General features: G+C 71.6%; 23 protein-coding genes. 9 read left to right on the top strand and 14 right to left on the bottom strand.

All coding sequences use genetic code 11. The features are described from left to right. Positions 1-3: 3 nt before the first annotated feature. Both ACQP03_RS09885 and ACQP03_RS09880 read right to left on the bottom strand, forming a co-directional pair. Positions 4-615, bottom strand: coding sequence for a malonic semialdehyde reductase (locus tag ACQP03_RS09885; RefSeq protein ID WP_433460825.1), 612 nt, complete (start codon positions 613-615; stop codon positions 4-6). Beyond that, positions 612-1,172 (bottom strand): flavin reductase family protein, encoded by a 561-nt coding sequence (locus tag ACQP03_RS09880; RefSeq protein WP_396832565.1) that lies wholly within the window; start codon positions 1,170-1,172, stop codon positions 612-614. Before ACQP03_RS09880 ends, ACQP03_RS09885 begins: the two co-directional genes overlap by 4 nt. A 310-nt stretch (positions 1,173-1,482) precedes the next feature. Between ACQP03_RS09880 and ACQP03_RS09875 the strand changes: the two genes are divergently transcribed. Continuing rightward, on the top strand, positions 1,483-1,662 hold the full coding sequence (locus ACQP03_RS09875; protein WP_355051826.1) for a DUF4236 domain-containing protein: 180 nt from the start codon (positions 1,483-1,485) through the stop codon (positions 1,660-1,662). Between the two features lie 162 nt (positions 1,663-1,824). Here ACQP03_RS09875 and ACQP03_RS09870 read toward each other — a convergent pair whose 3' ends face one another. Continuing rightward, positions 1,825-2,751, bottom strand: coding sequence for a hypothetical protein (locus tag ACQP03_RS09870; protein ID WP_396832564.1), 927 nt, complete (start codon positions 2,749-2,751; stop codon positions 1,825-1,827). A gap of 24 nt (positions 2,752-2,775) precedes the next feature. Continuing rightward, a complete protein-coding gene (locus ACQP03_RS09865; protein ID WP_357123116.1) occupies positions 2,776-3,297 on the bottom strand; it encodes a VOC family protein in 522 nt (173 codons plus the stop codon). 49 nt (positions 3,298-3,346) lie between these two features. Between ACQP03_RS09865 and ACQP03_RS09860 the strand changes: the two genes are divergently transcribed. Together ACQP03_RS09860 and ACQP03_RS09855 are read left to right on the top strand one after the other, a co-directional pair. Then, positions 3,347-3,808, top strand: coding sequence for a MarR family winged helix-turn-helix transcriptional regulator (locus ACQP03_RS09860; RefSeq protein ID WP_357123413.1), 462 nt, complete (start codon positions 3,347-3,349; stop codon positions 3,806-3,808). Positions 3,809-3,865: 57 nt separating this feature from the next. Beyond that, positions 3,866-5,551 (top strand): tetratricopeptide repeat protein, encoded by a 1,686-nt coding sequence (locus ACQP03_RS09855; protein WP_357123112.1) that lies wholly within the window; start codon positions 3,866-3,868, stop codon positions 5,549-5,551. A gap of 12 nt (positions 5,552-5,563) precedes the next feature. Here ACQP03_RS09855 and ACQP03_RS09850 read toward each other — a convergent pair whose 3' ends face one another. Then, the gene (locus tag ACQP03_RS09850; RefSeq protein WP_433461145.1) at positions 5,564-6,907 is read right to left on the bottom strand and encodes a sensor histidine kinase; all 1,344 of its coding nucleotides are present in this window, start codon (positions 6,905-6,907) and stop codon (positions 5,564-5,566) included. Between the two features lie 71 nt (positions 6,908-6,978). Continuing rightward, positions 6,979-7,635, bottom strand: a complete 657-nt coding sequence (locus ACQP03_RS09845) for a response regulator transcription factor (protein WP_355051822.1) — start codon at positions 7,633-7,635, stop codon at positions 6,979-6,981. A gap of 97 nt (positions 7,636-7,732) precedes the next feature. On the opposite strand from ACQP03_RS09845, the gene ACQP03_RS09840 reads away from it, so the two are divergent. Both ACQP03_RS09840 and ACQP03_RS09835 read left to right on the top strand, forming a co-directional pair. Beyond that, complete coding sequence (locus ACQP03_RS09840) at positions 7,733-8,857, top strand: LolA family protein (protein WP_433460824.1); 1,125 nt, start codon at positions 7,733-7,735, stop codon at positions 8,855-8,857. Between the two features lie 259 nt (positions 8,858-9,116). Then, positions 9,117-11,336, top strand: a complete 2,220-nt coding sequence (locus tag ACQP03_RS09835; RefSeq protein WP_357123407.1) for a HelD family protein — start codon at positions 9,117-9,119, stop codon at positions 11,334-11,336. A gap of 55 nt (positions 11,337-11,391) precedes the next feature. Here the strand turns inward: ACQP03_RS09835 and ACQP03_RS09830 are convergent, their stop codons facing one another. Further along, positions 11,392-11,817 (bottom strand): hypothetical protein, encoded by a 426-nt coding sequence (locus ACQP03_RS09830; RefSeq protein WP_355051819.1) that lies wholly within the window; start codon positions 11,815-11,817, stop codon positions 11,392-11,394. Positions 11,818-12,103: 286 nt separating this feature from the next. On the opposite strand from ACQP03_RS09830, the gene ACQP03_RS09825 reads away from it, so the two are divergent. Continuing rightward, positions 12,104-12,478 (top strand): hypothetical protein, encoded by a 375-nt coding sequence (locus ACQP03_RS09825; protein ID WP_357123104.1) that lies wholly within the window; start codon positions 12,104-12,106, stop codon positions 12,476-12,478. Positions 12,479-12,546: 68 nt separating this feature from the next. Here ACQP03_RS09825 and ACQP03_RS09820 read toward each other — a convergent pair whose 3' ends face one another. The 4 genes from ACQP03_RS09820 to ACQP03_RS09805 form a co-directional block, all read right to left on the bottom strand. Continuing rightward, positions 12,547-13,509 carry a sporulation protein gene (locus ACQP03_RS09820; protein ID WP_363661056.1) on the bottom strand — a complete coding sequence of 321 codons (963 nt, stop codon included), beginning with the start codon at positions 13,507-13,509 and terminating at the stop codon, positions 12,547-12,549. 188 nt (positions 13,510-13,697) lie between these two features. Then, positions 13,698-14,852, bottom strand: coding sequence for a HEAT repeat domain-containing protein (locus ACQP03_RS09815; protein ID WP_433460823.1), 1,155 nt, complete (start codon positions 14,850-14,852; stop codon positions 13,698-13,700). Positions 14,853-14,977: 125 nt separating this feature from the next. Continuing rightward, positions 14,978-15,199, bottom strand: coding sequence for a DUF397 domain-containing protein (locus ACQP03_RS09810; RefSeq protein WP_363661054.1), 222 nt, complete (start codon positions 15,197-15,199; stop codon positions 14,978-14,980). Beyond that, complete coding sequence (locus ACQP03_RS09805) at positions 15,196-16,065, bottom strand: helix-turn-helix domain-containing protein (RefSeq protein ID WP_363661053.1); 870 nt, start codon at positions 16,063-16,065, stop codon at positions 15,196-15,198. Before ACQP03_RS09805 ends, ACQP03_RS09810 begins: the two co-directional genes overlap by 4 nt. A gap of 335 nt (positions 16,066-16,400) precedes the next feature. Between ACQP03_RS09805 and ACQP03_RS09800 the strand changes: the two genes are divergently transcribed. Together ACQP03_RS09800 and ACQP03_RS09795 are read left to right on the top strand one after the other, a co-directional pair. Continuing rightward, positions 16,401-16,649 carry a DivIVA domain-containing protein gene (locus tag ACQP03_RS09800; RefSeq protein WP_357123089.1) on the top strand — a complete coding sequence of 83 codons (249 nt, stop codon included), beginning with the start codon at positions 16,401-16,403 and terminating at the stop codon, positions 16,647-16,649. Between the two features lie 83 nt (positions 16,650-16,732). After that, on the top strand, positions 16,733-16,969 hold the full coding sequence (locus tag ACQP03_RS09795; RefSeq protein ID WP_357171585.1) for a hypothetical protein: 237 nt from the start codon (positions 16,733-16,735) through the stop codon (positions 16,967-16,969). Here the strand turns inward: ACQP03_RS09795 and ACQP03_RS09790 are convergent. The 3 genes from ACQP03_RS09790 to ACQP03_RS09780 all read right to left on the bottom strand — a co-directional run bounded on the left by ACQP03_RS09790 (position 16,966) and on the right by ACQP03_RS09780 (position 20,713). Then, a complete protein-coding gene (locus tag ACQP03_RS09790) occupies positions 16,966-17,811 on the bottom strand; it encodes a hypothetical protein (protein ID WP_357171341.1) in 846 nt (281 codons plus the stop codon). The genes ACQP03_RS09795 and ACQP03_RS09790 overlap by 4 nt on opposite strands. A gap of 99 nt (positions 17,812-17,910) precedes the next feature. Continuing rightward, the gene (locus ACQP03_RS09785; protein WP_363661052.1) at positions 17,911-18,687 is read right to left on the bottom strand and encodes a DeoR/GlpR family DNA-binding transcription regulator; all 777 of its coding nucleotides are present in this window, start codon (positions 18,685-18,687) and stop codon (positions 17,911-17,913) included. Positions 18,688-18,724: 37 nt separating this feature from the next. After that, entirely contained in the window at positions 18,725-20,713 is a 1,989-nt protein-coding gene (locus ACQP03_RS09780; RefSeq protein ID WP_433460822.1) for a beta-galactosidase, read from the bottom strand. Positions 20,714-20,995: 282 nt separating this feature from the next. Here ACQP03_RS09780 and ACQP03_RS09775 point away from each other — a divergent pair, with 282 nt between their 5' ends. Continuing rightward, positions 20,996-22,324, top strand: a complete 1,329-nt coding sequence (locus tag ACQP03_RS09775) for an ABC transporter substrate-binding protein (RefSeq protein WP_357123080.1) — start codon at positions 20,996-20,998, stop codon at positions 22,322-22,324. The last annotated feature ends 14 nt before the right edge of the window (positions 22,325-22,338 follow it).

The raw sequence follows: 22,338 nt of genomic DNA, 5'->3' as shown, positions 1-22,338 counted from the left end.
GCCTCACAGGGCGCGCACCACCTCGTCGGTGTCGAGTCGGGGCAGCCGGTCGCCCCAGGCGTCCGGACCGGGGTGGCCGACGTTCACCAGCAGCAGCGCCTCGTGCCGGCCGTCGGGAAAGAACTCCCGGGTCACCCCGGCCGCGTCGAACCCGGCCATCGGGCCGGCGGCGAGCCCCGCCGCGCGTATCCCCAGCAGCAGGTAGCCGATCTGGAGGGTGGCGCTGAAGCGAGCCTGCTCCGCGCGGGCCGTCCGATCACCCAGCCACTCCCGGGCCTGCGGTCGGTGCGGGTACAGCTCGGGCAGCCGCTCGTGGAAGTCGACGTCGGCGGCGAGCACCGCCGCCAGCGGCGCGCTGGACGTCTTCGCCCGGTTGCTCGACGACACGTACGGCAGCAGCCGGGCTCGGGCCTGCGGCGAGCGCAGCAGCAGCACCCGCAGCGGCTGGCCGTTGTACGCGGTCGGCCCGTACCGGATCAGATCGTGGATCGCGGCCACCTGGACGTCGGTGACCGGCTCGTCGGTGAACCTGTTGGCGGTGCGGGCTGCCCGGAACAAGAGGTCCTGGGCAGCCCGATCCAACACGAGCGGGTCGGCCGTGACGGGCCTGCTCACCCGCCGGCCGGCGTGGTGTAGCCGCCCCGGTGGTGCACCAGCGGCGGACCGTCGTCGCCGTCGCCCAGGGCGAGCGGTTCGGCGATGACCAGGGTGTGGTCGCCGACCGGGACGCGGTGCACCACCCGGCAGAACAGTCGGGCCAGCACCCCGGTCAGCAGTGGCACCCCGAACGGCCCGGCCGTCCAGTCCGGATAGGCGGCGAACCGGTCGATGCCGCTGGTGGCGAAGACGGCGGCCGCCTCCCGCTGCCCGGCGGCGAGCAGGTGGACCGCGACGTGTTCGGCACGGGCCAGCACCGGCCAGCTCGACGACTCGGTGCCGAGGCAGAACGAGACGAGCGGCGGTTCCAGTGAGACCGAGGTGAACGAGGTGGCGGTGAACCCGGCCCGGATCGGTTGGCCGATCCCGCCCAGGCAGGCCGGGTCGGTGGACCGGGCCACGGCGGTGACCACGGTGACGCTGGTGGCCTGCCGGCGCAGCAGCGCGCGGAACAGGTCCCGGTCCACCGGTCGCAGGTCGGTCGCGTCCGTCGTCGGACGCTCCATGGTGGTCACGTCGGCACCGGGGCCGGCGCGGCGTGGGCGATGAGGGGAAGCTCAGTCCGCGACAACATGAAACCCATGCTGCCGACGGCGCGAACGCCCGGTCAACGGTCTTCCACAAGATGAGACTTGCATCGCTGACGATGTTACGGAGCGCCTTTAGCAGCGTTTACCGCAGCGCAACACCCATCTGGTGGATAGGAATTCCCGTGTCGTGGCGGCGCACGGTCCACCCGGGACGACGAGGGGGTTTCGGAATTCGCCCGTCCGGGAATATTCGATCCCAACACGGCAGGGAACGGTTGACGAGGGGAGTGCTCCGATGGGCCTCATGTTTCGCAAGCGCAAGAAGATCGGTCCGCTGATCCTGAACTTCACCGAGAACGGTTTCTCCTCGTGGAGCATCAAGATCGGGCGTTGGTCCTGGAACTCGAAGGCCCGGGCACACCGCGTCGACCTGCCGGGACCACTGTCCTGGAAGCAGGACAAGGCCCGGTCGTAACGACCCGGGAGTCGAGCGGGGCGCCGGTGATTCACCGGCGCCCCGCTCGGCGTCTCCGCCCCGACCCCCCGCCCTCCATCTCGTCGATCTTGCACTTTCGGTCGACGTTCTGCGCGGGAACGTCCCTTGTGCCGCCGCAGCAAGTGCAAGATCGCGGGGGTCTCAGGGGGTTGGAGTGATGAGTTCGTCGCCGGCCAGGCGACCGGACTCGCGGTCTCGGGCTACCTTGCCCTCGGCGAGGAGGGCGGTGAGGGCCTGGTTGGCGTCGGTGGCGCGGTAGACCGTCGCGGTGAGGGTGTGCCGGCGCAGCTCGGTGACCGGGCGCGGTCCGTTGCGGCGCAGTTCGGCCAGCAACTCCCGGGCCAACGGTTCCCGGTCCGGGTCTTCGGTCACGTCGACGGGTGTGCCCGTCGGGTCGGCCGGATCGCGGTAGCGCACCCCGAGGCCCGCGCCGACCGTCCAGAGCGCGTCGCGGACCGCCTCCAGGCTCCGGTCCGACCGGCTCCCGAACGCAATCACGCCGGCCGCCTCGTCGTCCCCGTCGGCGGAAGCGTCGCCCACTCCCCCGTCCGCCTCCACCACCGGTGCCACCTCGGCGACCAGCGGAAAGCCGGCGAGGCCGAGGGCCGGGCGGGCGCTGGTGGTGGCGTGCAGCAGCACTTCGCCGTTGCGGCCGTTGGCGCAGGCGCGCAACACCTCGGCGTGCGCCGGGCCGGACAGGTCGACGAAGCAGAACAGCGGCGCCCCGGCCGCAGCGGCCGCCTTCAGCGCCACCGGAAGCCGGGCGGGGCCGCCGGGCAGCAGGTGCACGGTCACCTCGGGAGGCAACTCCGCCTCGACCGGTCCGAGCCGGGCCGGCAGGTCGCTGGCCTCGTCGGCCAGCGCCAAAATGGTCACCTGCCGGCCGCGTACCTGCGTGGCGTGACCGACGACCGCCCGTAGCGCCGCCTCCGCGCCACCGCCGTCGGCGCCGGCCCAGGCCAGCGCGACGGTCACGCGGCGGGAGCGGTGCAGGGCGACGGGCAACCACGTCGCCAGGTGGCGGACCAGGAGTTCGCGGAGGACGTCGGCGGTCCGGTTGGTTGGCACCGGTCCGTTCTACCCCATGGCCGTTCAGGCCGGGACGGAGATCCCCACGCCGCCGCGCGTCTGCCCGCCGTAGCGCTGCCGCTCGGCGGCCAGGTCGAGCCGGCCGATCCGCTTGCGGGCGGCCAACGTGGCGTCGTCGAGCAGGTCGGCCGGGACCAGCCAGACCACCTCGAACTCCAGCCCGTCCGGGTCCTGCCCGTAGAGGCTCTTGGTGGTGCCGTGGTCGGACGTGCCGGCCAGCGCCCCGGCGGCGGCGAGCCGCTCGGCGGTGGCGGCCAGTTCGTCGAGGGTGTCGACCTCCCACGCCAGGTGGTAGAGCCCGACGGTGGCCCGGCCGGCGGTCGAGCGCCCGGCGCCCGCGCCGATCTCGAACAGGCCGAGGTCGTGGTCGTTGGTGGAGTCGGGAGCCTGGAGGAACGTCGCACCCCGGAAACCGTCCGGGGTCATCGCGACCGGGGTGAAGCCCAGCACGTCGCGGTAGAAGGCGACGCTGCGGGCGAGGTCACTGACGTAGAGAACCGCGTGGTTGAGCCGGTGGATACCCATGACCCCACTCTAGCGCCGTTTGGTTGAGCGTTCAACCATCGGGAGTATGATGGCCGTCATGACCCGCTGGCTTAACCCCGACGAGCAGCGCACCTGGCGGGCGTTCCTCGCCTCCTCCCGAGCGTTGATGGACACGCTCGACCGTGAGCTGCAACGCGATGCCGGAATGCCGCACGCCTACTACGAGATCCTGGTCCGGCTCTCCGAGGCGCCCGGTCGGCAACTGCGGATGAGCGAGCTGGCCGAGGCGGCCGGGTCGTCGCGCAGCCGCCTCTCGCACGCGGTGGCCCGCCTGGAGGAGGCCGGCTGGGTGCGCCGCGAGGACTGCCCCACCGACCGGCGCGGGCAGATCGCGGTGCTCACCGACGACGGTTTCGCCACCCTCGCCGCCGCTGCGCCCGGCCACGTCGACGGCGTACGCCGGCACCTCTTCGACGCGCTGAGCCCCGCCCAGGTCGACCAGTTACGCCGAATCAGCGAGACGTTGGCCGAGCACCTGAGCAGATCCTGACCGATCGACACCGGCGCGGGTCTTGTACTTACCGTCGTCGGATGAGCACGATGGGGCGTGTCCTCCGGCTTCGACGAGTTGACTGACCAGGCGCACCACCTCGTGTCCGCTGGCGACATCGCCGGTGCCCAACGGCTGCTCTCCGACGCGCTCACCGACGCCGACCCCCGCCCGGCCAACGCCACGCCGGAGCTGGCCGAGGCGGCCAGCCTGCAGGCGCGGGTGCTCGTCGCCCTCGGCGAGCCCCACTCCGCCCGTGGCTGGGCCGCCTTCGCGTACGCGGCCACGACCCGGTTGCACGGCCGCTCCGACCCCCGCACGGTGGCCGCCGCCGCGACCCTGGCCGCCGTGCTGCACCGGGTGGGCAGTCACTCCCGGGCCGCCCGGCTGTACCAGGACGTGATCATCGAGCTGACCGCGCAGGACGGTCCCGAGTCACTGCGGGTGCTGGCCGCACACGCCGACCTGGCCACCGTCGAGTACGCCCGGGGCCAGTGCACGGTCGCCCGCGACCGTCTCCAGGACGCCTGGGAGCTGCACCGCGAGGTGTACGGCGACGGCCACCCCAGCGGCATCAAGATGTTGGCCCGGCTCGGCTCGATGCAGCGCGACTGTGGGCAGTTCGCCGAGGCGCACGACAACCTCGCGCTGGCCCGCGAGCTGTGCCGGCAGCATCTGAGCACCGACGATCCGCTGGCCCTGCAGGTGGCGGCCCTGGCCCGGGCAGCCGCCAACCCCGACCACGTCTGCGCCGACGACACGTCCGCCGTCCGGGACGCACCGGTGGTGCCGGCCGCGCGCACGCCGCCGCCGCAGCCCGATCCGCCGCTCGATGCCGCCTACTACCCGCCGGCCCCGCAGGCCGCTGCTCCCGCCGGCCGTACCGACGAGGGCCTGGCTGGTTCCGGAGTCTCCAGCGGCGGCCCGGTACCGAACCCACGGGTACCGGCCGACGAGCCGGACGGCTCCCCCGACTTCCGCTGGCCGCCGGCCGACGAGCCGGAGGGATCGTCGGAGGTCCGCTGGCCGCCAACCGACGAACCGAACTTCCGCTGGCCGCCGGACCCGGCGGACGATCCCGTCCCGCAGCCCACCGCCGCGCCGGTGCCCCCGTCGGTGGCCGGGTTCACGGGCGGCACCGAAGAGTCGTCCGGCGTGTACCGGCTGTACCGACCCGGCGCGTCGGCCGAACCGGACCGACCGTCGGCGTCGCTGACGCCGTACACGCCGTCGCGGCTGCTGCCGGTGCCCGTGCACCGGGCGCCGGCAGCGGCACGCAACAAACTGGTGCCGGTGCTGGTGGCCGGCGTGGTCGTGGTGCTGCTGGGCACGGCGGCGGTGATCGCCGGCGTGGCCCGCGTCGGCGACGACCCGAAGTCCGGGCCGGCACCGAGCGCCGGCCCGAGCGGCACGGCCGCGCCCCCGACCACCGGCGCCCCGACCACCGGCACGACCGCGCCGGCCGCCGTGCCGGGCACCCCGCCCGGCACGGTGTCGCTGCGCGACAACCGGGACAACATCGCCCTGCGCTGGACGTACCCGGCCGGCGGTGAGGGACCGGTCATCGTCTCCGCCGGCCGGGCCGGGCAGGAGAAGACCGCGATCGCCACGCTGCCCGCCGGCACCGACAGCTACATCGTGTACGCGCTGAACCGCGCCAACGACTACTGCTTCACCGTCGCGGTCGTCTGGTCCACCGACACCGTGGCGAGCGCCAACCAGGTCTGCACCCGCCGCCGCTGACGTCCGCCGTACTCAGGGTCGGGCAACGGTCGGTGCCGGCGTCGCCGGGAGCAGCAGGCGTACCCGTAGGCCGTGCGGGCCGTCGGCGTCGGCCAGGGTGATGGTGCCGCCCGCGCGGCGGACCAGCTCCCACACGATGGCGAGGCCGAGGCCGGCGCCGCCGTGGTCGCGGCCCCGGCCGTCGTCCAACCTCGTGAACCGGTCGAAGACGCGGCCGCGGTCGGCCGCCGCGATCCCCGGGCCGTCGTCGGTCACCGTCACCAGGTGGTACGCGGTCTCGTGCGGCTCGACCGCGAGGACGACGCTGCTCCGCGCGTGCCGGACCGCGTTGTCGACGAGGTTGGCCAGCACCCGCCGTAGCTCGGCCTCGTTCCCGGCCGTCCACAGCGGGCCCGGCGACGGCTCCACCCGCACCGGCGGCGACGGATACCGGGCGGCGACCTCGCCCACCAGCGCCGCCAGATCGACCGGGCCGGTGCCCCGCGACGCCGGCATCTCGTCCAGGCGGGCCAGCAGCAGCAGGTCGTCGACCAGCCGGCTCAACCGCTCGGTGTCGGCGAGCAGGTTGGCGGTCACCGCCGTCCAGTCCGTCCGGTCGGCGAGCCGCTGGGCCACCTCCAACTCGGTCCGGATGTTGGCCAGCGGGCTCCGCAGCTCGTGCGCGGCATCGGAGACGAACGCCCGCTGCCGGGCTCGGGCCGACTCCAACCGGCCCAGCATCCCGTTCAGGGTCACCGCCAGCCGGTGGATCTCGTCGGCGGAGGCGGGCACCGGAAGGCGACCGGCGCCGGCCCGACCGGTGATCTCCTCGGCGCCCCGTCGCAGCGCCTCCACCGGACGCAACGTCGCGCCGACCACCCGCCACGCCACCCCGGCCAGAACCACCACCAGCAGCGGGAACGCCACCAGCAGGATGGTCCGCACCACGTGCGTGCTCTGCCGCACATCGGCCATCGAGCGGGCGACCAGCACGGTGAGCGGATCGGCCGACGTGCCGGCGGGTACGGCGACCACCCGGACCGGTCCGCGAAGCCCGACCCGCTCGGCGGGAACGTCCAGGCGTTGACGGTGGCCGGTGTCCAACCACTCCGGGCGGGCCATCGGGACCAGCCGGTCCGCGTCGATCGAGGCCGCCCGGACCCGCCCCTGCGCGTCGATCACCTGGACCCGGACCTGCCCGCCAGCCACCGGCAGCGGGTCGGGCAGCGCGTTCTCGGCGGCGAGCAGGGCGACCGCGTCGGCGGTCCGGAACGCCTCGGTGTCCACGTTGCGTTGGAGCACGAAACGGAGCGCGCCGAGCAGCACCACCCCGCCGAGGGCGAGACCGATGGTGAGGCCGAACACGCCGAGCGCCAGGAGGCGGCCCCGCAGCCCCAGGCCGTGCAGGCCCCGACGGGGCGACCAGCCGCGCGGCGGGCCGGCGGAGTTCACGTCGCCAGCCGGTAGCCGGCGCCCCGGATGGTCTCCAGCCGATCCCGGCCGAGCTTGCGACGCAGGTAGCCGACGTACACCTCGACCACGTTGGGCGCCGTCTCCAGGCTGGCGTCCCACACGTGGTCCAGTAGCTCGATCTTGGAAATGACCTGGCCGGGGCGGCGCATCAGATAGTCCAGCAGGGCGTACTCGCGCGCCGTCAACGTCACCTCGGCGTCGGCCCGGGTCACCCGCCGACGGGCCGGATCGAGCCGCAGGTCGCCGACCGCCAGCACGGCGGGGCGCTCCGGCGCTCCCCGGCGCAGCAGCGCCCGCAGGCGGGCCAGCAGCACCACGTACGAGAAGGGCTTGGTCAGGTAGTCGTCGGCGCCGCAGTCCAGGCCGTCGGCCTGGTCGTACTCGCCGTCCTTGGCGGACAGCATCAGCACCGGCAACCAGTGCTGCTCGGCGCGCAGCCGGCGCACCACCTCGTAGCCGGAGAGGCCGGGCAGCATGACGTCGAGGATCATCGCGTCGTACCCACCGTGGCGTGCCGCGTCCAGGCCTTCGGGGCCGGTCGCCGCCACGTCGACCGCGAACCCCTCGGCCTGCAGGCCGCGTTGCAGGGCAGCCGCCAGCCGGGCCTCGTCCTCCACCACCAACAACCGCACACCTCAAGGGTGCCACCCGGGTCACAACTCGCGGTTCGGCGTCCTCAGCGCGTTCACAGCGCCGACCGGGCAGGATGTCGGGCAGGAGGTGTGCACCATGTCGATCCTGAGAAGTCGTCCCGTCCTGCGGTGGCTGGTCCCGGTGGCCGCCGGCGTCGCCGTCATCGGTGGCGGCGCCGCCGTCGGCACGTTCGCCGCCGAGGCCGAGCCGAGCCTGCCGCCGCGTACCGCCGCCCAGCTCCTGGTGGACCTCCAGACCTCCTCCCTGGAGGGGTTGTCCGGCACGGTCGTGCAACGCGCCGACCTCGGCCTGCCGCCGCTCGTCGGACTGGTGCCCGGCAACGACCTGACTGCCCTGCTCAGCGGCACACACACCCTGCGGGTGTGGTACTCCGGCCCGGATCGGCAGCGCGTCGCGCTGGTGGACACGCTCGGCCAGCGGGACATCATCCGCAACGGTCGGGACGTGTGGACCTGGGAGAGCCGCGGCAACACCGCCCGCCACCGCGCCGTGGGCGACTCGAAGGGCGCCGCGAAGCCCGAGGCGACGCCGAGCCTGCCGGCCACTCCCCGGGAGGCCGCCGACCTGGCGTTGAGCGCGATCGATCCGAGCACCGAGGTCAGCGTCGGCCGCTCGGCCACCGTCGCCGGGCGGGACGCCTACGAGCTGGTGCTCGCGCCGCGTGACCGTGACTCGCTGGTGCACCAGCTCCGGATCGCCATCGACGCGAAGCAGCACGTGCCGCTGCGCTTCGAGGTGCTCGCCTCCGGCAGCGACCAGCCGGCCTTCGAGATGGCGTTCACCCAGGTCGACTACCGCCGCCCCGACGCCGACCAGTTCGCCTTCAACCCGCCTCCCGGGGTGAGCGTCACCGAGGAGACCGCCGAGCGGCCGACCGCCGGCCGGCCGGCACACGTCGCGCCGGGTAAGGACCCCCAGGTGCGCACGGTCGGCGACGGCTGGACCACCGTCCTGGTCGCCCGCCTCGACGCCGCCGCGGGCCAGAAGCCGGCCAACGCCGCCGCAGGCCAGAAGCCGGCCGACGCCGCGCCGGACGCCGACCTGTCGAAGCTGCTCGGTGGCCTGCCGGCGGTCAGCGGCGACTGGGGCAGCGGGCGGCTGCTCACCGGCAAGCTGTTCAGCGTGCTGCTCACCGACGACGGGCGGGTGCTCGCCGGAGCGGTCACGCCCCAGCGGCTCTACCAGGTGGCGCGCGGCTGATCTCCGCACACTCCCTACGCCGGGTCGACCACACGGTCGGCCCGGCGTACCTGTGTGACCCGCATCGGCCCCGTCGGCTTGGTGACAGCGGGCCCGCCGCGCTATCTTCGACAATTCGAGGGCACAAAAAAGAACGGCATTAAATGCCGTTCTAGCATTGGATTCTAACGTTTAGGGAGACGGCTTGTCAAGGCACTCCGGCGGTACCGGTGAATTGCCGCTCGACGACGAGATCGGCCGCGAGCAGGAGTACGTCTCGATGCTCTACGACCGTCTGGACGGGTTGCGTGAGCAGGCCGCCCACCGGCTCACCGCCGAGCTGCGCAACACCGGCGGCACCCTGCAGGACCGCTCCCAGCGCGACAGCTCCGTGGCCATGTACGCCGACCAGGTCGAGCAGTTCTCCGCCGTGGAGAATGGCCTCTGCTTCGGGCGGCTCGACGGCGACGACGACTCCCGCCGCTACATCGGCCGGATCGGGATCTTCGACACCAGTGGCGACTACGACCCGCTGTTGATGGACTGGCGGGCCCCGGCCGCGCGGCCGTTCTACCTCGCCACCGCCGCCAACCCCCAGGGCGTACGCCGTCGCCGACACCTGCGTACCCGCCAGCGCAAGGTGACCGGGCTCAACGACGAGGTCCTCGACATCGACAGCGCCTCCCCCGGCGGGCACGAGGAGCTGACCGGCGAGGCGTCCCTGCTGGCCGCGCTCAACGCCGGTCGGACGGGCCGGATGCGCGACATCGTGGAGACCATCCAGGCCGAGCAGGACCGGATCATCCGCGCCGACCTGCCCGGCGTGCTGGTGGTCCAGGGCGGCCCCGGCACCGGCAAGACCGCCGTTGCGCTGCACCGGGCGGCGTACCTGCTCTACACACACCGACGCGAGCTGTCCAGCCGTGGCGTGCTGCTGGTCGGGCCGAACGCGACGTTCCTGCGCTACATCTCCCAGGTGCTTCCCACGCTGGCCGAGACGGGCGTGCTGCTGCGTACCCAGGGCGACCTGTTCCCCGGAGTGAGCGCCCAGCGCGCCGAGCCGGCCCAGGCCGCAGCGCTCAAGGGCCGCGCCGTACTCGCCGAGGTGCTGGCCCTCGCCGTGCGGGACCGGCAGTGGGTGCCGGACGAGCCGCTGGAGATCGAGGTGGAGCGCGAGGTGCTGACCCTCGATCCGGAGACCGTGCGCGTCGCGCGGGATCGGGTACGCCGCACCGACCGTCCGCACAACCTGGCCCGGGCGCTGTTCGACGTGGAGATCGTGCACGCGCTCGCCGACCAGGTGGCCGAGCGGATCGGCGCCGACCCGCTGGGCGGCGACAACCTGCTCGACGAGGCCGACCGCGCCGAGATCCGTCGGGAGCTGCGCGAGGAGACGGAGATCCAGGCCGTACTCGACCGGTTGTGGCCGGTGCTCACCCCGCAGCGACTGCTCGCGGACCTGTACGCGGACCCGGACCGGATCGCCGCCGCCGCGCCGATGCTCACCGACGACGAGCGGGCGCTGCTGCGCCGCGACCCGGGCGGCTGGACGCCCGCCGACGTGCCGCTGCTGGACGAGGCGGCCGAGCTGCTCGGCGAGGACGAGCGGGCCGCCGCCGCCCGGCGCGAGCGCATCCGCCTGATGGAGCGGGAGTACGCCGAGGGTGTGCTGGAGATCGCCCGGGGCTCCCGGTCGATCGACGTGGAGGACGAGGCCGAGGGCGGTGAGATCCTCGGCGTCACCGACCTCATCGACGCGGATCGGCTGCTGGAACGGCAGGAGGAGGCCGACCGGCTGACCACCGCGCAGCGCGCCGCCGCCGACCGCACGTGGGCGTTCGGCCACATCATCGTGGACGAGGCACAGGAGTTGTCGCCGATGGCGTGGCGGCTGCTGATGCGCCGCTGCCCGAGCCGGTCCATGACGATCGTCGGGGACGTGGCGCAGACCGGCGCGCTCGCCGGAACGCCCTCCTGGGCCGACGCCCTCGCCCCGTACGTGGCGCAGCGGTGGCGACTGACCGAACTGACGGTCAGCTACCGCACGCCGGCCGAGATCATGGCGGTCGCCGCCGAGGTGCTCACCGAGATCGACCCGGCGCTGCGGCCACCCCGCTCGGTGCGGGAGAGCGGCGTACCCCCGTGGGACCGGGCGGTGCCCGACGGGCAGCTACCCGCCGAGTTGGTGTCGGCGGTGACCCGCGAGGCCGCCTGGCTGGCCGAGGGCCGGGTCGGCGTCATCGTGCCGGCCAGCCGGGTCGACGCGCTCGGCGCGGCGCTGACCGCCGCGCTGCCTGAGGCCACGGTGGGCGAAAACCCGGAGCTGGAGAGCCGGGTGGTCGTGCTGACCGTCGCCCAGGCGAAGGGGTTGGAGTTCGACTCGGTGCTGGTCGTCGACCCGGACCGGATGGTGGCCGAGTCGCCGCGCGGGCGCAGTGACCTGTATGTGGCGCTCACCCGGGCCACCCAGCGTCTGGGCGTCCTGCGCCCCTGCGGCTGACCCGACACCCGACGTGCCCCCGCTGACCGGCTGGTCGGCGGGGGCACGGGTGGGATCACCGCCGGTCGGTCGAGCGGTCCCGGATGGACTTGCCCGGACCGGTCGCCGAGGTGGACTGGTCGCTGGTGCTGCCGCCGGTCGGCGTGCTCAGGCCGCCGGTGGTGGCGTCGCCGGTGGTCGTCGGCGCCACCTTGCCGGGGTGTCGCTCCGGCTGGCGGGCCACCCGGCGCACGCTCGCCGGCCCGGCGGTGCCACCGGTGGTCGTCACCGCGCCCTGCCCGCCGACCGGGCCGCCGTCGTGCAGCACCCGCGGGTCGACCCGTTCCTGCGCCGGGTCGAGCGGGTCGTCACGTTGGAGTTGGGACTCCACGTCGGTGGGGGGCACCGTCACCTCATCGAGGGCGCCCTCGCCGTACACGCCGCCGGCGATCCGGTTCTCGGCCTGGCGGGCGGCCTCCTGCCGCATGTCGTCCTCACGCACGTCCATCACCTCACAGAAGCTGTGGAACCGACTGCGTGCCCGACCTCCCGTGGACGAAACCCGCAGCACTCGTACGCCTTGGAAACGGACACTTCTCGCGACCGGGCGTGATGCGGGCGCGGCAGCGCGTCGTCGATTCTTTTCCGGGCCAGGGAGTGTTACCTGGTCGGCGGCCTCGGGTAGTCGGTGGGCGTCCCCGCCGTGCAAGCGAACCGTGCCGTGGCCGAAACGCGGTAGCGGGGCGAGGGTAGGCAGGTACGACTCATCGCATCCTGAGGAGGACCAGATGAGCACGCAGGCTGCTTCCACCAGGCCGATGAACCGGCCCATGAACGACCCGCAGAACCCCGCCATGATGCGGGACACGCAGCAGATGCCGGCAATGCGTGACGGGCACCGAGACCCGATGCCGTCGCCGGGTACGGAGACCAAGCAGGCGTTCCTGACGACGGAATTCTGGGTCTACGCCGCCGCCGTCGCGCTCCTCGTGATCGCCGCGTTCTGGAAGGGCAGCACCGCCAACGGGTTGAACATCAACAACCCGAGCCAGACGTGGCTGTTCCTGAGCATCCTGACCGGTGGTTACCTGGTCAGCCGGGGCCTGTCGAAGGCCGGCTCCGAGCGCCGGTCCGGCCGGGAGCGGAGCATGCGCGGGCGCTGACCCGTCGTACGAGAAACGGTGGCCTCCGGGAGAGTTCTCCCGGAGGCCACCGTCGTCCGCGGAACGCGTTACTCGTCGCCGCCGAAGTCGCCGAAGTCGCCCTCGAAGGCGTCCTCGATCATCTCACCGGCGATCATGCCGCCGGCGACGCCGAGCGCCGCGCCGGCGACCACGCCGCCCACACCCATGCCGCCCCGGCCGTGACCATGGCCGTGACCCGGACCGTAGCCGTGGCCGTACTGGGAGCGCAGGCTCCCGTAGCGGGACGTGGTCTCGCGCAGCCAGCCGTCGACGACCTGCGCCCAGTCGACCCGGTCGACGTCGGCGTGGGACACCTGGTAGCGGCCGAACGCGTCGTGCCCGGCGCTGAGGAAGCCGCCGCGCTTGTCGCACTCCAGGATCACCTCGACACCACGCTGACTGGTCACGAAGGTCAGCTCGACCTCGTTGATCGTGCCCGCGTACTGCGGCGAGGCGAAGAACTCGATCTCCTGGTAGAACGGCAGCGTCTGCTGCACGCCCCGGATGTGGCCGCGCTCCAGGTCAGCGGTCTTGAACCGGAAACCCAGCCGCTGGAACGCCTCCAGGATCCGCTCGTGCACCGGCAACGGGTGCACCGCAACGTGATCCAGGTCGGTCTTGTCGACCGCGCGGGCCACCGACAACTCGGTCCGCAGGCCCATCGTCATGCCGTGCAGGCGCTGGCCGTACACGTCGGTGATCGGGGTCTCCCACGGCACCGGGAGCTGGAACGGGATCGACAGCTCCTGCTTGGGCGCGAGCTGGAACGCCCCGCTGACGGCCATCCGGTGGAACTCCATGGTGCCGGCGTACTCCGTGTCGTGGCCCTCGACCTCGACCCGGGTGACCAGGCCGATCACCACCTGCTCGATGGCCGCCGGGTTGTCACCACCGACGATTCTGACCTCCCCGTCGAGGGTCAGGCCGGGCCGGGTGTTGGGGTTGGCCAGCACAGTGTCCACGCTGGGACCACCCACACCGAACGCGCTCAACATCTTCTTGAAGACCATCGGAACTCCTGTGCGACAGCCGACCGCTCCACCATGGAGTCGGACGTTGACTCACCGCGCACCCTATCCAGACCCCCTGTGAGGTGGCTGTGAGCGCATCGACCGCTTGCGCGTGATCGACCCCGACATCGCCGAAGTCGGGCTATCGACCCGACCCGGACACCCCGTTATCGGCGATGTGGAGTTGATCAGCGCTCCGCCGCGGCTCGGGCCGGGGTCAGGTCCGCGATCGCCAGCTCGGCCGCGCGCTCGGGATCGTCGCCGGCCCGCCGGAGCAACCCGTCGACACACCAGTACGCCGAGCGGTCGGCACCATCGGCGATGTCGAGCTGAAGGTCGAGGTCGCACCGCTCGCCCGCCATGGTGACCGCCCAGTCGGGCCGACGCGAGTGCACGGCGAGCAGTAGCCGCCAGGCCAGGTCGTTGCGCCGGTCGCGTCGCTGCGGATCGCACTCACGCAGGGCCTCGGCGACGTGGTCGGCGTCCGGATCGAAGCCGTCCAGCAGTGGCAACAATGACGGTTCGCCGAGGTACGCGGCGGCCTTGATGGTGAAGTTGTGGACCTCGTCCTGGGCGAGCAGCTCGCGTACCAGTGGAAGTGCCCGTGCGTCCCGCCGCCGGGCCAGTCCGCGGGCGCCTTCCGCGCGTACCTCCGGGTCGACGTCGCGCGTGCGGTCCCACAGTGCCTGCCGCACGGCGTTACCGTCCGCGGTGCTCAGCCAGCCGAGCCCGAAGGTGGCCCACTCCCGCACCCTCGCGTCGGGGTCGGCGCAGAGGTCGATCAACACCGCCTCGCCGGCCTCGGCCGGCGGGTCGTCGAGCACCATCGGCACCGCGGCGGCGACCTGGAACCGTACGTCGCTGTCGGGACTGTGCGCGAGGCTGACCAGGGTCGGCAGCGCGCGGGGGTCGCAGGTCGCACCCAACGCGCGCGCGATCGACCAGTGCACCTCGGGATCGGCCTCGGTGGCGGCCAGCGTGATCAGGGCCGTCGCGGCGTCCGCGCGCAGATCATCCCCGTGCACGGCGCTCGCGAAGCCGAGCAGGTCGCACGCCGCCGCGCGCACCACGCGATCCGGATCGGCGAGCCGGCCAACGGCCACCCGCACGGCAGCCCCACCTGAGCCGCTCCACCCTGGCCCCGCCCGCCCCGCATCGTCGATCATGGAGTTGTGGTGGGGGACCAAACGCCGGTTCGTCACCGAATCGGGCACCACAAGTCCATGATCGACGACCAACTGCCGGAGCAGGTCCGACCCGTCGTCGGATTCGCCGTCCTCGACGGTGCGCCGCAGCCTCTGCACCGCCTGGTCGAACAGGTCCGCCACCTCGCGCGCTTCCACGGCCACGATGGTGCCCGCCGGCCACCGGATGCCGCCACCGACTTCCGACCGGGACACCCCGACATCGGCGATGTGGGGGTATCAACCCGACCGGGACACCCCGACATCGGCGATGTCGGGGTCGATCACCGACCGGTGCGCGGGAAAGTGCCGTCCTTGACCCCGTTGACGAAGGCGGTCCAGCCGCTGACGGGGTAGACGAGGGTCGCCGCCGTGCGGTCCTTGCTGTCGCGCACCGCCACCCGCCCGGAGCCATCGAGAACAGGCCCCGCCTCGACGCAGCTCCCGCCGTTACTGTTGCTCCGCGTGCTGATGTGCCAGGCCACGGCCGGTAGGGCTTCGTTCATGGCAGTTCCTCCGTGATCTTCGCGATCAGCTCGGCCGCCTCGCGCTGATCGAGCGCGACATCCTGAAGGCGATGGTACGCAAGCGCGTAGCGTCTCGACTTCGGAGATTCCATGAATCGGCGCCCACCCAGAGTCTCGGCGTAGGCCACCTCGGGATAGGGCTTGGGCATTCCGAAGAGGACGAATGAGCCGTCGAGCCCGGCGTGTAGGCCGACCCGTGATGGCAGCACGCGGACGTCGATGTTCTGCCGCCGCATCAGCTCGACGAGGTGTTGTAGTTGGCCGCGCATCACGGCAGGGCTACCGACCGGTCGGCGAAGAACGCTTTCGTCGATGACGGCCGCCACCTGGAGGGCGGGATCGCGCCTGAGCACACGCTGACGGTCGACTCTCAATTGCAGCCACTTGCGCACTGAGAAATCCGATGCCTGCTCCCCCTCGGCGTTACGGATCACCGCTTCCGCGTAGGCCGCCGTCTGCATGAGCCCCGGCATGAGAAAGGCGTCCCACGAGCAGATGCGCTCCGCTCTGCTCTCCAACCAGGGAAAGTCGATGAATGAGGCGTCGACCAACTCGTCGTAGTCGTCGTCCCAACGGTCGGTCCGCCAGGCATCCTCGGCTAGTTGGAGGAAGCGGTTGCGCTCGCGCCCGTCGTGCTCGCCGTAGAGATCGAGAAGCGTTTCGACGACTCCCCGTCGAAACGGCCACTCGGCGCGTTCCCAGCGGGCGATGGACGAGAAGTCTCGTTCCAGGAACTCGGCCGCCTGCTTCAGAGTGATGCCGCGTTGCTCCCGCAACTGTCGCATCTGCTGGCCGAGCCACTGGGCACGCAATGTCTGGACGAACGATTCACGCCTGGCGGGCATGGGTCCCCTCTCTTGACGTCCCTCATGACGAATTTCGTTGGTGTCGTTGCACCAAGACCGAGGCCACTGGAAACGTGACCTGCGGGTGAGGGTGATCGCCGGCCCCCGGGGAAGCCCGGTGCAAACACGGCAACCGCGGCTGTGCCAACAGCCGAGAAGGTGACGAGAGACGGCCTCGCGAGTGGCAGTCGCATACCGGCTCTCGTCGGGTCTCAACTAGAGCGTCGGGATGACGTGATCCCGGCTCCGAACCGACTTGCACGAATACCTACCACGAAGAAGGACGCTCCCGCGACCCCGACGCGTCCATGGACCGACGACAGCAGAGGTGACCGATGACCAGAGGCTCGCTCTACGACGGTGGCCGGCTGCATCCGCGGCACGTGCGCGACCATCAGTTCGCCACCGTGGGCTTCGGCCGGCGAGGGCTCGACCCTCGGGAGGTACGTCGGTTCCTGCACCGCGTCGCGCTCGACCTGACCGCGCTGCACCACGATCTGGCGCTGCTCAGCGAGGAGAACGCGCGGGTCAAGCGGGCGCTGCGGGCCCGGCAGGGCGCCTGGCCCGAGGGGCGGCAGTGGTGATCCCACCGGACCGGATCTTCGTACCGCTCCCTCGGGACGCCGTGCTGGCGTTCACCGAGGCGGCCGAACCGCCGCCCGGCCACGTGATCCACCTGCCGGTGGCGGTCGCCGAACTGGCCGAGGCGCTGGAGTTGGCCCGGAGGCTCGCTCGGTCGCTGGCCTCGATTCCGCAGGTCGACGTCGCCGGGACCACGGTGTCGGCCGAGGACGCTCAAGACGTACGACACTGGGTCTTCTGTGACCGGATCCTGCCGGATCGCCGCCGCTGTGCGCGGCGGGCCGATCACCACGGGTCCTGCCTACCTACCGACGATCCCTAGGGTGTCGGTCGGGCTCGGGACCGCTGCACCTCACGGTCCTGGGCGGCGTTGTCCAGGACCGTGACCACCACGTGGTCGGGCAGATCGATCAGGGGACGCAGGTCACCGTCGAGCACCGTACCGACCACGAGCCGCCGCAGACCGGACGCGGCGGCGAGGGGCGACGCCGACGCGATCGCGCCGAGACGCAGGGTGTGCAGGTTCGGAAGACCAGCCACCGGATCGAGCCGCAGCGGCTCGACCGGCGCCGACCTCGCGTTGGGTCGGACCACAACCTCCTGCAGTTCGACCAGGCGGGCCAACGGCTCCAGGGAATCCACGGCGGCATCGACCACTTCGAGCTGCCGTAGCTGGTGCGCTTCTTCGACACCGTGCAGGGACAGGGCAGCCTTGCGCCCTTCGATCCTCAGGTACACCAGCTCGGACTTGGCCCCGAGCAGGGTCAGGTCCGAGCCGGCGTACCGGTCGATCGTCAGGTGTTGCAGGGCCGACAGCGCGCCGATCGTCTCCAGGCCCGGCCGCTCCGACAGCACGAGCGTGTCCAGCTTCGGCGTCAGATCAAGCCGGGCCGCCTTCTTGGACCGCGTCAGCAACGACAGACCGAGAAGATCCTCCAGTTCGAATACCAGCGTGTCATCACGTAACGGACCCTCGATCGCGACCCGGCGCAGATTGGGCAGGTCGCGCAGGAAACTCAGGTCGAGCGTCCGACCGGTATCACTGTCGAAGGCGAGGAAGACGGCATCGCAACCACCCTCGACGTACCGGCGGGTGTCACCCTCTCGCCAGACGCTGTCCGAGAGCAGATATTCGCCGGGATTCACCGTCTGACTGCCGAGCATGGTGCCGGCTCCTCCGCCCGTTGGCCCGACAGTTGACGATCAGGACTGGACGCCCACCCCACCGCACGGCCCCGCGCCAACCTGGTGAACACACTCGCGCTAGCCGGGCTCCACGACGACGAGTTCGCCGACCTGCTCGCCGATGGTGGTGCGCGCCTCCGCGGGCAGGCCAGGATCGGTGATCAGGACGTCGGCTGCCTCCAGCGGGGCGATGGTGGCGATGCCGATCGTCTCCCACTTGGTGTGGTCGGCGAGCACCACCAGCCGGCGGGCGGCCCCGATGAGGCACCGGTTGACGCCGGCCTCCAGCAGGTTCGGGGTGGTGAAGCCGGTGCGCGGGCTGAGGCCGTGCACCCCCAGGAAGAGCAGGTCGACGTTGAGCGCGCTGATCGCCGCCTCGGCGACCGGGCCGGTCAGCGCGTCGGACGGGGTACGGATGCCGCCGGTCAGGACGACGGTCTGGTCGGCGCGCGGGTTCTGGTAGAGCGCGTCGGCCACCGGGATCGAGTTGGTCACCACGGTCAGCCCGCGCACGTCGGACAGCAGGGTGGCCAGCGCGGCGGTGGTCGTACCGGCGGACAGCGCGATGGCCATCCCCGGCTCCACCATCGTGGCCGCCCGCTCGGCGATGGCCCGCTTCTCCGCCTGCTGGCGGATGGACTTCGCGGCGAAGCCGGGCTCGTCGGCCGAGCCGGGCCCGGCGAGCGTCGCACCACCGTGGACCTTGTCCACCAGACCGCGCTCGGCCAGCACCTCCAGGTCGCGCCGGATCGTCATGTCGGACACGCCGAACCGGCTGACCAGGTGGCTCACCCGCACCCCACCGCGCTGGCGGATCAGGTCGAGGATGGCGCTCTGCCGCTGCTGGGCCAGCATCTGGGGAACCTCCTTCGCACCGCGGCCGTCGACCACACTACGACCGGTCCTCACGGACCACGGCCACCTCGCCGGCCGGCACGGTCAGCTCACCCGCACACCGCGTGCCGGTCAACAGCTCGACACCGGTCGCCGAGATCCGTACGTCCGACGACGTGTGGTTGATCGCGAACAGCCAGGTCCGCTCGCCGTCGCGGCGTCGTACCACCTCCACGCCGGTCGGCGCCTGCGCCGCCGGACGGACGCCGGCCTCGTCGAGCAGCCGGGCGACCAGCCGGTCGGTGGCCGGCTCGTCGAGCCGGGCGCCGACGTACCACGCGACGCCCGCGCCGACCGGCCGCCGCGTGAGCGCCGGCACGCCCGGCAGGGGCCCATCGGTGTACGACGCCAGCACCTCGGCGTCGTCGGCGTGCAGCCACTCGGTCCACACGTCGACAGCGCCGCCGTCGTCGAGTTCGACGCGCTCGTCCTCGCGCAGGGGGAAGAACTCCTCGGTGTGGACGCCGAGCAGGTCGCGGAACGCGCCGGGGTAACCGCCGAGACGGATGTGGTCGTTCTCGTCGACGATGCCGCTGAAGTAGGTGACCGCAACCGTGCCGCCGGCCTCGGCGAATCGGCGCAGCGCCTCGACGTCGGCGTCCCGGACGAGGTAGAGGGTGGGCGCCAGGACCAGTCGGTAACCGCTGAGGTCGCTCGACGGGTGGACGATGTCGGCGGTCACGCCGGCCCGCCAGAGCGCGCCGTACAACGCGTTGAGGCGGTCGGCGTACGTGACGTCGACGCTCGGGTGGGAGTCCAACTCGACCGCCCACCACGCTTCGAAGTCGAACAGGATCGCCACCTCGGCGTCGACCCGGCTGCCGCGTACCTCGGCGAGGGCCTTGAGGTCCGCGCCGAGCTGGCAGACCTCGCGGAACACCTTGGTGTCCGGGCCGGCGTGCGGCACCAGCGCGGAGTGGAACTTCTCGGCGCCGGCCCGGGACGCACGCCACTGGAAGAACAGCACCCCGTCGGCGCCCCGGGCGACGTGGGCCAGGCTGTTGCGGCGAAGCTGGCCGGGGAGCTTCGCGACGTTGCGCGGCTGCCAGTTGACCGCGCTGGTGGAGTGCTCCATCAGCAGCCAGGGCTCGCCACCGGCGACGCCCCGGGTGTGGTCGGCGGCGAGCGCCAACCCGAGGTGGGCCCGGGGGTCGGCGGCGTTCAGGTAGTGGTCGTTGGAGACGAGGTCCACGTCGCCGGCCCAGGAGTGGTAGTCCATGTGCTTGGCCATGCCGATCATGAAATTGGTGGTGACCGGTTGGCGGACCAGCGTCCTGAGCGTCTCGCGTTCGGCGCGGAGTTGGGCGCGCTGCTCGTCGGAGGAGAAGCGCAGGAAGTCGAGCTGCTGCGTCGGATTGGCGAACGTCGGCGCGGTGCGCGGCGGATTGATCTCGGCCCAGTCGCCGTAGCGCTGGCTCCAGAACGCGGTGCCCCACGCGTCGTTGAGCCGGTCCAGGTCGCCGTAGCGCTCGCGCAGCCACCCCCGGAACGCCTCGGCGCTGACGTCGCAGTAGCAATGCACGTTGTGGCAGCCCAGCTCGTTGGAGACGTGCCACATGACGACGGCGGGGTGCTCGGCGTACCGGCCGGCGACCGCGCGCACCAGCTCCAGGGAGCGCTCGCGGAACACCGGGGAGCTGGGGCAGTACGCCTGCCGTCCGCCCGGCCAGAGGATCGCGCCGTCGGCCCGTCGGGGCAGCGTCTCCGGGTGCGCGCGGGACAGCCAGGGCGGTGGACTGGCGGTGGCGGTGGCCAGGTCGACCTGGATGCCGCCGTCGTGCAGCAGGTCGAGCACCCGGTCCAGCCAGCCGAACTCGAACCGTCCGGGGTGGGGTTCCAGGCGTGCCCAGGAGAAGATGCCGACGGAGACCAGGTTGACCCCGGCCCGTCGCATCAGCTCGACGTCCTCCGACCAGGTCTGCTCGGGCCACTGCTCGGGGTTGTAGTCGCCGCCGAAGTAGATGCCCTCGCCCTGCCATCGCCGCATGACAGGTGAGGGTGCACCCGCCATCCACTGAAGTCAACAGGTTCCAACATCGACTTCTTTTCCAACGTTTACCTCGTAACAGCCGGATCACGACTGGGTTATCAGAGGCGAAAGTACCTCTTGACAGCGGCCTATGGAGAGGTAGCTTGAGGCCCCAACTGGCCGATCGTGTTCACCAATGTGGATTCTCGGTGGATCACGATGCGTCTTTGCCAGGCTGCACCGCTCCTCACCACACCCGACCCGTTGGACGTAGCACCTCTTCATCCGCAGGAGGCACCGATGTCCCGTCCCCGATCGCAAGCCGAATACCTGGCCCGGCTCGTACCGCCCTCCGTGGCCGGCATCAACCGACGGTCACTGCTGGCCGGTGCGGCCGGCACGGGCGCGCTGCTCAGCACCGGTCTGCTCGCCGGCTGCGGCGACGACTCCGGCTCCGGCGGGTCCAGTAAGGACGTCTCACTCGGCTCCAACCAGTCCGACCCGAAGCCCAAGGACGTCCTCGCCAAGATCACCGACGGGTTCAAGACCTCGTCCGGCGTCCAGGTCGCGACCAACACGGTCGACCACAACACGTTCCAGGAGAACATCAACAACTACCTGCAGGGCAAGCCGGACGACGTCTTCACCTGGTTCGCCGGCTACCGGATGCGCTTCTTCGCCGCCAAGGGCCTGGCCAGCGACATCAGCGACGTGTGGGGCAAGATCTCCGGCTACTCCGACGCGTTCAAGAAGGCGTCCACCGGGGACGACGGCAAGCAGTACTTCGTGCCGGGGACGTACTACCCGTGGGCGGTCTTCTACCGCAAGTCGGTCTGGCAGCAGCACGGCTACCAGGTGCCCACCACGCTGGACCAGTTCACCGCGCTCGGCGCGCAGATGAAGAAGGACGGCCTCACCCCGATCGCCTTCGCCGACAAGGACGGCTGGCCGGCGATGGGCACCTTCGACATCCTCAACCTGCGCATCAACGGCTACCAGTTCCACGTCGACCTGATGGCCGGCAAGGAGGCCTGGACCTCCGACAAGGTCAAGAAGGTCTTCGACACCTGGGCCGGTCTGCTCCCCCTGCACCAGCCGGACAGCCTCGGCCGCACCTGGCAGGAGGCCGCGCAGTCGTTGCAGCAGAAGAAGAGCGGCATGTACCTGCTGGGCCTCTTCGTCGGTCAGCAGTTCAGCAACGACGAGCAGGACGACCTCGACTTCTTCACCTTCCCGGAGATCGACCCGGCCATCGGCGCGAAGGCGCTGGACGCCCCGATCGACGGCTACATGATGGCCCGCAAGCCCAAGAACGAGGACAACGCCCGCAAGCTGCTCGAGTACTTCGGTGGCAAGGCCGCTGCGGACATCAACCTCAAGAACGACCCGGCCGTCCTCGTCGCCAACAGCGGCGCGGACGTCGGCGGCTACACGGCGCTGCAGAAGAAGGCCGCGGAGCTGGTCGGGTCGGCCACCGAGATCGCCCAGTTCCTCGACCGGGACACCCGGCCGGACTTCGCCTCCACGGTGATGATCCCGGCGATCCAGCAGTTCATCAAGAACCCGAAGGACATCGACGGGCTGACGTCGTCCATCGAGAACCAGAAGAAGTCGATCTTCACTGACTGACGGCGGAAGGGGAA

This window comes from Micromonospora sp. CA-248212 (assembly GCF_050948405.1).
GTDB lineage: Bacteria > Actinomycetota > Actinomycetes > Mycobacteriales > Micromonosporaceae > Micromonospora.
Note: the sequence above shows the minus strand (reverse complement) of the source record. Positions and strands in the feature narration are given on the sequence as shown.